The sequence below is a fragment of the Polymorphospora sp. NPDC050346 genome, assembly GCF_040655695.1.
GTDB classification, from domain to species: Bacteria; Actinomycetota; Actinomycetes; order Mycobacteriales; family Micromonosporaceae; genus Polymorphospora; species Polymorphospora lycopeni.
In genome coordinates this window covers 64,456-76,202 of the sequence record NZ_JBFAKM010000002.1, presented here as the reverse complement: position 1 = coordinate 76,202, position 11,747 = coordinate 64,456, and the positions used below count along the sequence as shown (strand labels likewise).

The 11,747-nt window shown below is 72.9% G+C and carries 9 protein-coding genes; 5 read left to right on the top strand and 4 right to left on the bottom strand.

Annotation, left to right across the window (positions count from 1 at the left end; genetic code table 11):
• Positions 1–25 precede the first annotated feature (25 nt).
• Positions 26–1,468: a sigma 54-interacting transcriptional regulator gene (locus AB0I42_RS02860; protein WP_357533592.1), complete on the top strand. Its 1,443-nt coding sequence runs from the start codon at positions 26–28 to the stop codon at positions 1,466–1,468.
• A 3-nt stretch (positions 1,469–1,471) separates the two neighbouring features.
• Positions 1,472–3,424, top strand: coding sequence for a hypothetical protein (locus AB0I42_RS02855; protein ID WP_357533590.1), 1,953 nt, complete (start codon positions 1,472–1,474; stop codon positions 3,422–3,424).
• 21 nt (positions 3,425–3,445) lie between these two features.
• Here AB0I42_RS02855 and AB0I42_RS02850 read toward each other — a convergent pair whose 3' ends face one another.
• Complete coding sequence (locus tag AB0I42_RS02850; RefSeq protein WP_357533588.1) at positions 3,446–4,528, bottom strand: DJ-1/PfpI family protein; 1,083 nt, start codon at positions 4,526–4,528, stop codon at positions 3,446–3,448.
• A 71-nt stretch (positions 4,529–4,599) separates the two neighbouring features.
• Between AB0I42_RS02850 and AB0I42_RS02845 the strand changes: the two genes are divergently transcribed.
• On the top strand, positions 4,600–5,895 hold the full coding sequence (locus AB0I42_RS02845) for an MFS transporter (protein ID WP_357533586.1): 1,296 nt from the start codon (positions 4,600–4,602) through the stop codon (positions 5,893–5,895).
• Between the two features lie 10 nt (positions 5,896–5,905).
• On the opposite strand, the gene AB0I42_RS02840 is transcribed toward AB0I42_RS02845, so the two are convergent.
• From AB0I42_RS02840 to AB0I42_RS02830, 3 genes are all read right to left on the bottom strand, one after another.
• Positions 5,906–6,589 (bottom strand): response regulator transcription factor, encoded by a 684-nt coding sequence (locus AB0I42_RS02840; RefSeq protein ID WP_357533584.1) that lies wholly within the window; start codon positions 6,587–6,589, stop codon positions 5,906–5,908.
• A 127-nt stretch (positions 6,590–6,716) separates the two neighbouring features.
• Positions 6,717–7,667, bottom strand: a complete 951-nt coding sequence (locus AB0I42_RS02835) for a biliverdin-producing heme oxygenase (RefSeq protein ID WP_357533582.1) — start codon at positions 7,665–7,667, stop codon at positions 6,717–6,719.
• A gap of 142 nt (positions 7,668–7,809) precedes the next feature.
• On the bottom strand, positions 7,810–9,045 hold the full coding sequence (locus tag AB0I42_RS02830; protein WP_357533581.1) for a hypothetical protein: 1,236 nt from the start codon (positions 9,043–9,045) through the stop codon (positions 7,810–7,812).
• 50 nt (positions 9,046–9,095) lie between these two features.
• Here AB0I42_RS02830 and AB0I42_RS02825 point away from each other — a divergent pair, with 50 nt between their 5' ends.
• Both AB0I42_RS02825 and AB0I42_RS02820 read left to right on the top strand, forming a co-directional pair.
• On the top strand, positions 9,096–10,607 hold the full coding sequence (locus tag AB0I42_RS02825; protein WP_357533580.1) for a class I SAM-dependent methyltransferase: 1,512 nt from the start codon (positions 9,096–9,098) through the stop codon (positions 10,605–10,607).
• A gap of 300 nt (positions 10,608–10,907) precedes the next feature.
• The gene (locus AB0I42_RS02820; RefSeq protein ID WP_357533579.1) at positions 10,908–11,522 is read left to right on the top strand and encodes a Crp/Fnr family transcriptional regulator; all 615 of its coding nucleotides are present in this window, start codon (positions 10,908–10,910) and stop codon (positions 11,520–11,522) included.
• Positions 11,523–11,747: the final 225 nt, after the last annotated feature.

Here is an 11,747-nt window from a genome sequence, read left to right as displayed (position 1 = left end):
GTCGCACCGCGCTAGCGTTTCGGGGGTGACTGGAGACACCGACACGGTCCTGCCCACCCCGCCCGCCGACCTGCCCCGCACCGTGGGCGAACTGCGTGCCGCCGGGCACTCTTACCGCACCGTCAAGCAGGAGCTACGGGAGAACCTGCTGGACCGGATGCGCTCCGGCGAGCCGCGCTTCCCCGGCGTCGTCGGCTACGACGACACCGTGCTCCCCGAGGTCGAACGGGCCCTGCTCGCCGGCCACGACCTGGTCCTGCTCGGCGAGCGCGGCCAGGGCAAGACCCGGCTGCTGCGCAGCCTGGTCGGTCTGCTCGACGAGTGGACCCCGGTGATCGCCGGATCGGAACTCAACGAGCACCCGCTGCACCCGGTCACCCCCACCGCCCGGGCGCTGGCCGCGCAGGCCGGCGACGACCTGCCGGTCGGCTGGCTGCACCGCTCGATGCGGTACGGCGAGAAGCTCGCCACCCCGGACACCAGCGTCGGCGACCTGATCGGCGACGTCGACCCGATCCGGGTCGCGCAGGGCCGGACCCTCGGCGACCCGGAAACCATCCACTTCGGACTCGTGCCGCGCACCAACCGCGGCATCTTCGCCGTCAACGAGCTGCCCGACCTGGCCGAGCGCATCCAGGTGTCGCTGCTCAACGTGCTCGAGGAACGCGACATCCAGGTCCGCGGCTACCAGCTCCGGCTGCCGCTCGACCTGCTCCTGGTCGCCAGCGCCAACCCCGAGGACTACACCAACCGCGGGCGGATCATCACCCCGCTCAAGGACCGGTTCGGTGCCGAGGTCCGCACCCACTACCCGCTCGACCTCGACCTCGAACTCGACCTGATCCGGCAGGAGGCCGACCTGGCCGCCGCCGTACCGGAGCACGTCCTCGAGGTGCTCGCGCGGTTCGCCCGGGCGGTCCGCGAGTCGCCCTCGGTCGACGCCCGCTCCGGGGTCTCGGCCCGCTTCGCGATCGCGGCCGCCGAGACCGTCGCCGCGTCGGCGCTGCGCCGCGCCGGCCTGCTCGGCGAGACCGACCCCGTCGCCCGGGTCGGCGACGCCGTCTCGGTCACCAGCACCCTGCGCGGCAAGGTCGAGTTCGAGAGCGGGGAAGAGGGGCGGGAGATCGAGATCCTGGCCCACCTGCTGCGTACCGCCACCGCCGAGACGTTCCGCGCCCGGCTGGCCGGCCTCGACCTGTCCGGCTTCACCGACCTCGTCGCGCGGGGCGACGTCGTCGAGACCGGGGAACTCGTCGCCGCCGACGAACTACTGCGCCAGGTCGGCACCGTACCGGGGCTGGCCAAGGTGCTCGACCGGCTCGGGCTCGGCGACGCGCCCACCCCCGGCGAGGCCGCCGCCGGCATCGAGTTCGCCCTCGAAGGGCTGCACCTGACCCGCCGGCTGGCCAAGGACCTGACCGACGACGGCCGCACCCGCTACGGCGTACGCGACCAGGGACGGGGCTGAGCCGTGACCGGCGGCAACCGCTACCGGTACGGCTCCTGGCGCGGCGGACCCGACCCGCTCGCCCCGCCGTACGACGTACGCGCCGCGGTCGACCAGGTCGGCGCCGAGGTGCTGGCCGGCGGCAGCCTGCGCCAGGCGCTGCGGGACCTGCTGCGCCGCGGGCCGCAGGGGCGGGGCGGCCTCGACGACCTGACCGCCCGGGCCCGGCGGCTGCGCCGCGAGGCGATGCGCCGGGGCAACCTCGACGGCGCCGTCACCCGCGCCCAGGCCCTGCTCGACCAGGCGCTCGCCGCCGAACGCGACGAACTCGCCGGACGCGACGACGACGACGCCCGGTTCGCGCAGGCGCGACTCGACAACCTGCCCCGGTCCACCGCCCGGGCCGTCGAGGAACTCGCCGACTACCGGTGGAGCAGCGACGAGGCCCGCGGGCTCTACCAGCAGATCCTCGACGGGCTCCGGGGCGACGTACTCGAACAGCGGTTCGCGGGCATCCGCGACGCGCTGCGCGACCCGGACCCCGCCGCCCGGCGCCGCCTCGAAGAGATGCTCACCGACCTCAACGCACTGCTCGACCGGCACGCCCGCGGTGCGGACACCACCGACGCGTTCACCGAGTTCATGCGCCGGCACGGCGACTTCTTCCCGGAGAAACCCGGCTCGGTCGACGAACTCGTCGACGCGCTCGCCCGCCGGGCCGCCGCCGGCGAGCGGCTGATGCGGTCGCTGTCCCCGCAGCAGCGCGAGGAACTGTCCCGGCTGATGGACCAGGCGTTCGGCGACGGGGCGCTCGCCGACCGGATGCGTGACCTGACCGCCAACCTGCGCACGCTGCGGCCAGACCTCGGCTGGGACCGCGCCGAGCGGGTCCGCGGCCGGGAAGACCTCGGCTACGGCGCCGCGGCCGGCGCGCTGGAGGAGATCGGCGAACTCGACGACCTGCTCGACCAACTGGGGCAGGAGCATCCCGGGGCGACGCTCGACGACATCGACGTCGAGGCGGTGCAGCGGTCGCTCGGCCGGGAGGCGGCCGACGACGTACGCCGGCTGCGGGAACTCGAACGCGAACTGCGCCGGCAGGGCTGGGTCACCCGCGACGGCGACGGGCTCACGCTCAGCCCGAAGGCGCTGCGCCGGCTCGGCGGGACCGCGCTGCGCCGCGTCTTCAACGACCTGTCCGGCCGCCGCCGCGGCCAGCACGACCTGCGCGACGCCGGAGCGGCCGGCGAGGTCACCGGCGCGTCCAGGCCCTGGGCGTACGGTGACGAGCAGCCGCTCGACGTCGTACGCACCGTCTCCAACGCGCTGCGGCGCGGGGCGGCGGTGCCGGTCCGGCTGGAGGTCGACGACTTCGAGGTGGTGGAGACCGAGCGCCGCGCGTCGGCGGCGGTGGCACTCTGCGTCGACCTGTCGTTCTCGATGATCTCCGAGGGCCGGTGGGGCCCGATGAAACAGACCGCACTGGCCCTGTCGCACCTGGTCGCGACCCGGTTCCCGCAGGACGCGCTGCAGATCGTCGGCTTCGGCCGGCACGCGCTGCCGTTGTCCCGGGAGCAGTTGGCCGCCGTCGAACCCGACCTCGTGCAGGGCACCAACCTGCAACACGCGTTGAAGCTGGCCGGCCGGCACCTGCGCCGACATCCCGGCGCCGAGCCGGTCGTGCTGGTGGTCACCGACGGCGAGCCGACCGCCCACCTCGAGGACGGCGAGGCGGTGTTCTCGTGGCCGCCGACGCTGGAGACGGTGCAGGCGACCGTGGTCGAGGTGGACGAACTGACCCGGTTCGGGGCGACGCTCAACCTCTTCATGCTCGGCGAGGACCCGGGTCTGCGCCGCTTCGTCGAGGCGGTGGCCCGGCGCAGCGGCGGCCGGGTCTTCACCCCGGACGCCGACGACCTCGGCCGGTACGTGGTTTCCGACTACCTGCGCGCCCGCCGCGGCCGCCGCGCCCGCTGACCGGGGAATCCTGCGGCGGGCTTATGCGGTGGGGGAGACGGCGTCGGGGGTGGGGTCCGGCCGCGGGCTGCCCGGCGGGCGGAAGGTGCGGCGGTACGCCGTCGGGGCGACCCCGATCGACCCGTGCAGGTGCTGGCGCAGCGAGGTCGCCGTACCGAACCCGGCCTGCCGGGCGACCTGGTCGACGCTCAACTCGGTCGTCTCCAGCAGCAGCCGGGCGTGGTCGGTGCGGTGCCGCAGCAGCCAGCGGGCCGGGCTGACCCCGGTCTCCTCCCGGAACCGGCGGGTGAACGTGCGTACGCTCATGTTGGCGTGCGCCGCCATCGCCCGCAGGGTGGGCGGGTCGTCGAGGCGTTGCAGCAGCCAGGTCCTGGTCGGCGCGGTCGTGGTGTCGTCGCCGGCCGGCACCGGCCGCTCGATGTACTGCGCCTGGCCGCCGTCCCGCCACGGCGGCATCACGCAGCGCCGGGCCGACCGGTTCGCCACCTCGCTGCCGTGGTCGGTGCGGATGATGTGCAGGCACAGGTCGATGCCGGCGGCCACCCCGGCCGAGGTGAGGATGTCGCCGTCGTCGACGAAGAGGACCTCGGGGTCGAGCCGTACGGACGGGAAGTGGTTGCGGAACCGGGCCGCGTACGCCCAGTGCGTGGTCGCCGGCCGGCCGTCGAGCAGTCCGGCGGCGGCGAGCACGAAGGCGCCGGTGCAGATCGACATGATGCGGGCGCCGCGTTCGTGTGCGGCCCGCAGCGCGTCGGTCAGTTCGGGGTCGAGGGTGCCGTCGGCGAGCGGCGGCCCGCCGTGGATGCCGGGCACGACGACGGTCTGCGCGGTGGTGAGGGCGGCCAGCCCGTGGTCGGGCAGCACCCGGTAGCCGGCGGTGCTGCGTACCGGGGCGGCGTCCTTGGTGCAGGTGGTGACGGTGTAGAGGTCGTCGCCGCCGGTCGGGGTCCGGGCGGTGCAGAAGACCTGGGCGGGGGTGCCGAGGTCGAGGCCGACCACCTCGTCGAGGGCGAGCACGACGACCCGGTGCGGGTCGGTGCCGGTGCCGTCCGCCGGCCGTGCCGGACCCGATCCGCCCCGCCGTTTTCCGTTCGCCGCTGTCATGGCCTGATTATTGCGCATGATGGCTTCCCGGCCACTGTCGCCGGACCTCCGGCCCGGCCAAGACTGGCCCGGTGAGTCGTACCCGTCTTGTGCACCCCGCCTGGATCGTCGCGGTGGTCGCCTTCGTCGCGCTGGTCGGCGCGGCCGGCTTCCGGGCCACCCCGGCCGTCCTGCTGCACCCGCTGCACGCCGAGTTCCGCTGGCCGCTCGCGACCATCTCGGCGGCAGTCTCGATCAACCTGCTGCTGTACGGCCTGACCGCGCCGTTCGCCGCCGCCCTGATGGACCGGTTCGGTATCCGGCGGGTGGTCTCGTACGCGTTGCTGATGGTGGCCGCCGGCAGCGGCCTGACCGTCTTCATGACCGCGAGCTGGCAGCTCATTCTCTGCTGGGGCGTGCTCGTCGGCCTCGGCACCGGCTCGATGGCCCTGGCGTTCGTGGCCACCGTCACCGGCCGGTGGTTCGTGAAGCGGCGTGGGCTGGTCACCGGGGTGCTGACCGCCGGTGGGGCGGCCGGCCAGCTCGTCTTCCTGCCGGTGCTGGCGAACGTGGTGCAGGCGTACGGGTGGCGGGTGGCGGCGCTGATCGTGGCCGGGGCGGCGCTCGCGGTCGTACCCGTGGTGGTGTGGCTGCTGCGCGACCACCCGGCGGACCTCGGCCTGCCGCCGTACGGCGGCACCGAGGTCGTGCCGCCGCCGGCCCCGGCCGGCGGGGCGGCGGCGCGGGCGGTCGGCGCCCTGGCCGCGGCCGCCCGCACCCGGGCGTTCTGGCTGCTCGCCGCCGGCTTCGCGATCTGCGGCGCGACCACGAACGGGCTGGTCGGCACCCATTTCATCCCGGCGGCGCACGACCATGGCATGCCGCAGACGACCGCGGCCGGGCTGCTGGCCCTGGTCGGCCTCTTCGACATCGCCGGCACGATCGCGTCCGGCTGGCTCACCGACCGGGTCGACCCGCGAGTGCTGCTCGCCGTCTACTACGGGCTGCGCGGGCTCTCCCTGCTGGTGCTGCCGAGCCTGTTCGCCGAGGCCGCCGGGCCGAGCATGCTGGTGTTCATCATCTTCTACGGGCTCGACTGGGTGGCGACGGTGCCACCGACGGTCGCGCTGTGCCGGGAGTACTTCGGCGACGCGGGTGCGGTCGTCTTCGGCTGGGTCTTCGCGTCGCACCAGCTCGGTGCGGGCTTCGCCGCCACCGCCGCCGGTCTGGTCCGCGACCAGCTCGGCACGTACGTGCTGGCCTGGTACGTCGCCGGCGGGTTGTCGATCGGTGCGGCGGTGCTGTCGATGATGCTGCGCCGCCGGCGGTCGGACGGCGGCGGGCGGCCCGAGGTCGCGGTCCTGCCGAAGTCGGACGCGCTGACCTGAGCCGGCCGGCTCAGGTCAGCAGCTTGGCCCGGAACGCGTTGGCGACCGCGTGGGCGCGGTCGTCGGCGCGGAGCTTGCGCAGGATCCGCCGTACGTGGGTCTTGACCGTCTCGCTCGACAGGTTGAGGTCGCGGGCGATCTGCAGGTTGGACCGGCCGTCCGCGATCAGCCGGACCACCTGCACCTCGCGGTCGGTCAGCCGGGACTGGCCGGGTTCGGTGGTGTTGCAGCGCTGGGTGGGGATGGTCGCCCGGGAGGCGTAGTGGTCGCCGCCGTTCGTCGCCCGGCGGGCGAGCAGCGGCGTCAGCCCGTTGGCGCGCGGGTGGTCGGCCGGCGCCTCGCTGGCGCAGAAGACGAGCAGGAGGTTGGCCAGTGCCGCCAGGCCGTCGTAGTCGACGCCCTGCACCCGGATCGGCATCGGGGACACCGGTATCGGGCCCGGCCGTCCGGACTCGCAGACCAGGATCCGGGCGGTCGGGAGCTGGAAGGCGATCCGGCGCAGGGCGGCCCGACGGTTGTCGCCGAGCGCGGTGGCGTCGAGGACGACGAGGTCGACCCCCTCGTCCGGGGCGCCGAACGGTTCCCGGCCGGTGACCCGCGCGGTGAGCACCGACGAGATCCCGAGTCGCATTGCGTAGGCGTTGATGCGGTCGGCGGTGCCGGCTGCCTTGACGCCGAGGACGACAGTTGGCATTGCGCCACCCCTTCAGAGCCTGCCGACGACATTGAGCAGACTAACTCCGGGAATCCCATTCTGTCACGCTTGCGTTACAGTCAGGTCGTCACGTGAATGGGTCGGGCTGGTGGCGGCGCGGCCCGTCTCAGCCGTGCGTCGCGGCCGGCCGGGGCGGCACCCCGAGCGCCGCACACGATTCGTGGTACATCCGCACCACCTCCTTGCGGACCTGCGGGCGTTGCGTCAACCGCTCGCCGAACGGGACCCGTACCGGCACCGGCTCCCCGTCGACGGTGGCGACGAAGTCGATCCCGTCGGCGTCCATGCCCGTCATCCGAGCGGCGGTGGCGGTCGGCCGGCCGCCCAGCGCCCGGCAGATCAGCAGCGAGTCGGCGGGGTGGTCGTCGTTCATGTGCCGGCTGATCGCGGCCACCACCTCCGCCGGGAACGGATCGACCGTACGGCCCAGCTCGGCCAGCACGGCCGTGTTGTGCCGGTACGCCAGCACCACCTCCTGGATCAGCCGGTCGAACTCGGCCTCCGGGATCGGCATCGCGTCGAGCCGGCGGCGGTAGGCGTCCTTGTAGGCCCGGGGGTCGTCGATGGCCGGGAAGCGGTAGAACTCGACGCCGCCGTCGTCGCCCAGCCCGTACGCCTGCGCGACCGCCCGGCCGACGAACAACCCGCCGGACAGGTCGCCCAGGTACCGGGTGTAGTGGTGGGCGACGAACCCGGCCGGCCAGGTTTGGCAGACCTCCCGCATCCGCTGCACGTACGCCGCCGTCGCCGGATTCGGCGCGATCCGGTCCGGCCAGCCGGCGCCGAACAGGAACTCCAGGTCGGCCACGAGCGACGGCAGCCGGGTGAGCGCGTCGTCGACGAAACCACCCGCGACCGGATCGCCGGCCATCGCGCCGGCGGCCTCCTCCAGCACCTCGTAGATGAAGTAGTGCTGGGCGACCAGATCGGCGTACGCGGCCCGGCTCAGCTCGCCGGCGGTGAGGGCGGTGACATAGCGTTCCGACTCGGCGGCCTCGTGGTCCTGCCGGGTGGCCGACCGCAGTCGCGCGGAGTACGACTCGCTTCGCTCGCTCATGGACCTTCCTCCGGGTGGGGCGCCGCCGGGCCGGCGACGGGCCTGGTCCGCGGGTGGCGGATCCCGCGTCCTCGGAGCCTGACACACCACCAGCGGCACACCAAGGGGCCGCGGCAGCGGTCGGAGTGGCGGCGGCCGGCGGTCAGTCGACCTTGAGCGTCCGGAACGGCTCCGGCACCCCGGTGTACGCCACCTCCGGATCGAGCAGCACCGCCCACGCCGGCCGGAACCGCGGGGCCCGGCGGTCCATCTCGATCCGCAGGTCGTCCAGCCACGGTCCGGTGATGCCGTCGGACCTCATCCAGCCCGGCCAGGAGTCGTAGTGCCGCTCGACGGTGTGGTCGTCGGCCGAGACCTCCAGCCGCAGGAAGATCCAGTGGCCGTGCGCCGGGTCGGCCTCGGCCTCGGCCTCCCATAGTTTCCTCGCCAGGTCGGCCGCCTCCCGGGCCACCGCCCACCGGTCGTCGTCCGGACGCTCGACCGGCGGTGCCTCGCCGGGACCGAAGCGCTGTGCGTGGTCCAGCACCTCGAACCGCAGCGAGCACCGGCCGTCGGGGCGGGCCCGGGATCGGGCCCACCCGATCAGGGCGGCCAGTTCGGCGGTCGGTGCCGGCGCCGGCCGGGGCAGTTCGGCGGTGGCCCGCATCGCCGCCCACACCAGGTCCTGCCGTTCGTCGTCGCTGAGCAACCGGACCCGGCGGGGTGGCTCCCCGCTCCCGGCCGGCACGGTCGGTGCCACACTGCCCGGAACCAGCCCGAACCCGGCCGCCGCCGCGACCCCGGCACCGAGGTCGACCGGGAGGCTGCCGATCCGGCCGACCAGTCGCTCCAGCACGCCGGCGTCGACCGTACGGGTCGCCGCGGCGTCGAGCAGTCGCGTCGCGGCATCGGCGACGGTGGCCCGCTCCGCGGCATCGTCCGGCTTGTGGCGCGCCCAGCCGAAGACGACCTCGCACAGGGCCCGGTGGGCCCGGTCCGCGCTGAGCACCGCCGGCAGCGCCGCCGCCAGTCCGTCGGCGAGCCCGTCGGGGTACGGCACCCGCGACCACCCGCCGTCGTACCAGTAGACGAACCCCAGCTGCTCGTCCTCGACGGCGCGGACCAGGTCGGCCCAGGGCAGCCAGGCCGGCCCCCCGGCGAGCAGATCGATCGGGGGGCTGGCGTCGACCGTCGCGGAATACTCGTGGTCGAACCCGTAGAGCACCGCCCGGCCGCCCTCGACCGGCACCAGGCGGCCCCAGTTGCCGCCGTGGTCGTCGCGGTGCGCGGTGCCGCCGTCGATCCACCACACATCGTCGTGACCGAGCGTGGTCAGAGCGGAGGCGATCGCGCCCCAGCGGGCTAGCAGTACGTCGGGTTCAGCGAGGTCGATCTGCACGTCGCCACCCTGCCAGAGGGTCGCAAACCGCTGTCGGCTATGAACGACGAATGGCGCGCTACCTGCTCTTTCCCGGTCGTCACCACCTCCTGACCCGATTCCAGGCCGAATATCTGAGCCGGCTGGCCGGCGCCGACCGCACGGTGGTCTGGGCTGTCACGTCCGCGAACCATGAGAACACGAAACGTAATCCGGTCCCGTTCCACCGGCGGGAGGCGGCGATCGAGCGGTTCAGCGTGCTCGCCGGGCTGCGGTCGGTTGTCGTGCCGGTCTTCGACACCGCGGCGACGGACCGGTTCGCCGAGGTCACGTGCAAGAACGTCGAGGCCGTCACCGGCCTCACGCTGACCCCGGACGACACCGTGGTGGCCTGCTCGACCCCGGAGGTGGCCGCGATGTACGCCCGGCTCGGCTTCCCGATCGCCGGGGTGGAGGCCGATGTCGAGCCCGCGCCGGACCGGCCGTGGGACGTGCTGCTGCGGCTGGCCGCGGGCGACCCGACGTGGCGCGAGCTGGCCCACCCGGCGTCCGTCGACGTCTTCGACCGCTACCAGCTCGACGAACTCGTACGCGCCGTCGTCAACGATCCGGTCGTCGGGGACGAGGGCGGGCTGACCGCGACCCGCGACTACCGGACGTACGCCGAGGCGTTCGCCGACGCGGCGCAGCGCAAGTGGGCCGCGGTCCGTGACCACGTACGGCCGGGCCGGATCGTCGACATCGGCTGCGGCGCCGGCGCGGTCCTCGAACTCGCCGATCGGGAGCCGGCGCTGCGGGAGAGCGACCTGATCGGCGTGGAGGTGGCCCGGCACCTGTTCGAGGAGTGCGTGCACAAGAAGGCGCAGGGCTTCTTCGCCAACCCCAACGTGTTCTTCTACCGGCGCAACGTCCTCGGCGGGGCGGTGTTCGCGCCGCGGTCGGTCGACACCACGATGACGTTCGCGCTCACCCACGAGATCTGGTCGTACGGTGACCGGATGGCGTCGTTGCGCCGCTTCGTGCGGGCGATCTACGACCACACGGTGCCCGGCGGAGTGTGGATCAACAGCGACGTGTGCGGACCGGACGGCCGTGACCGCCCGGTCCGGCTGCGGTTGTCCACCTCGGACGGTGCCAACCCGGCGCGGCCCCGTGACGACCTGGCGGCGCTGCCCGTGCCGGAGGTCGCCACGTACGTCGGCGGCCTGTCCACCCGGGCCCGGCTGGACCAGTTCGCGGTGGACTACCGCTTCCCGTTCGACCACCGCCCGGTCGACGGCGAACCGGAAACGGTCGAGTTGGCGTTCGGCGCCGCGATGGACTTCCTGACCCGCAAGGACTACACCGACAACTGGCTGTCGGAGACCCGGGAGCAGTTCTGTGGACTGGAGTACGCCGACTGGAAGGCGTTGCTCGCCGACGTCGGCTTCGAGGTCGACGCGGCCAGCGGGGCGTACCGCAACGACTGGATCGTGACCAACCGGCTCGCTCCGGTCGCGGATCTGTCCACACCCGACGGTGATCCGATCGGGTGGCCGGTGACCCATGTCCTGTCGGTCGCCCGCCGCCCGCTGAACACGTGAGCGGACGGTGCCGTACCGAATCCCGCCGATAAATCAAGATGGGGCGAATTTTTGACAGTTCCACCAGCGCAACCCCCATGAATGCTTCTGCCGTGGATAGGTTGGTCGCACTCCGGGTGTAGGTGGTCGCGGCCGTCCGCCAGTGCTGAGCCATACGCCCGGTCTGTTGGGTCGGAGCACGAGTGCCGGTCGTATTGGAGACGCTCGTTGGACAACGCTCAGATCAGGCCAGCCGAAACCCGGAACTGGCCCTCGGCCACCCTGCTCGGCCGACTCCGGGTAAAGACCAGGCAACTTCTGTTGGCGACGGGAACCGAAAAGAGATTTCCCGCCGAACAGGTGATTATTCGACAGGGCGACGAGGACGAGCACGTCTATCTTCTGCTGTCCGGGCTGGTCAAGGTGACCGCGCTCGATGCCGATCAGGAGACGTTCCTGGCGATCCGGGTCGGCGGCGATGTGATCGGTGAAATGGCAGCGCTGGAGAAGCGGCCCCGGTCGGCCAGCGTCGTCACGTCGGTCCCCACCGAGGCCCGGGTGATCCAGCGCGCCGAACTCCAGGCGTTCATCGAGCAGTGCCCGGACGGTGCGATCGAGTTGATGCGGATGATGAGCGAGCGGCTGCGGTGGTCGAACAGTCGGCGCATCGATCTGACCACGCGTAGCGCGACGGCCCGGGTGAGTCGAATTCTCTACGAGATCGCCCAGATCTACGGCAGGGAGGTGCCGGCGGGCTGGGATCTCGGTGTTCCGCTCACCCAGGCGGAGTTGGCGTCGCTGGCCGGCGTCGCGCGACGCACCGCGGAAAAGGTGCTGCATGATCTCAGCCAGCGCGGGCTGGTCAGCCCGGGTTATCGCCGCCTCGTTATCACTGACGTGCAGGGACTACGTGCCGAAGCGGAGGCGTCACCGTAAATTACGGGCAAGATCCCGCACTGGGGCGGATTGATCGTCGGGGATCTGGGTCAGCATGGGCGGCGCAAGGCTTCCCGACTCGGTGAAAGGCCCATCGGCGTGCCCCGATCAACACAGTTCGACCGGCGCTTCTGCGTCGGAGTGGATATGCAGGGATATGGCGGTCGCCCGGATCGCCGACAGAGCGAACTACAAAAGGATCTTGTCGCCATTCTGGACCGGGCG

Excerpts from the sequence above, each read along its gene's own strand:
- AB0I42_RS02840 (WP_357533584.1), bottom strand. The coding sequence starts at position 6,589 with ATGCCAACTGTCGTCCTCGGCGTCAAGGCAGCCGGCACCGCCGACCGC.
- AB0I42_RS02835 (WP_357533582.1), bottom strand. The coding sequence starts at position 7,667 with ATGAGCGAGCGAAGCGAGTCGTACTCCGCGCGACTGCGGTCGGCCACC.
- AB0I42_RS02850 (WP_357533588.1), bottom strand. The coding sequence starts at position 4,528 with ATGACAGCGGCGAACGGAAAACGGCGGGGCGGATCGGGTCCGGCACGG.
- AB0I42_RS02825 (WP_357533580.1), top strand. The coding sequence starts at position 9,096 with ATGGCGCGCTACCTGCTCTTTCCCGGTCGTCACCACCTCCTGACCCGA.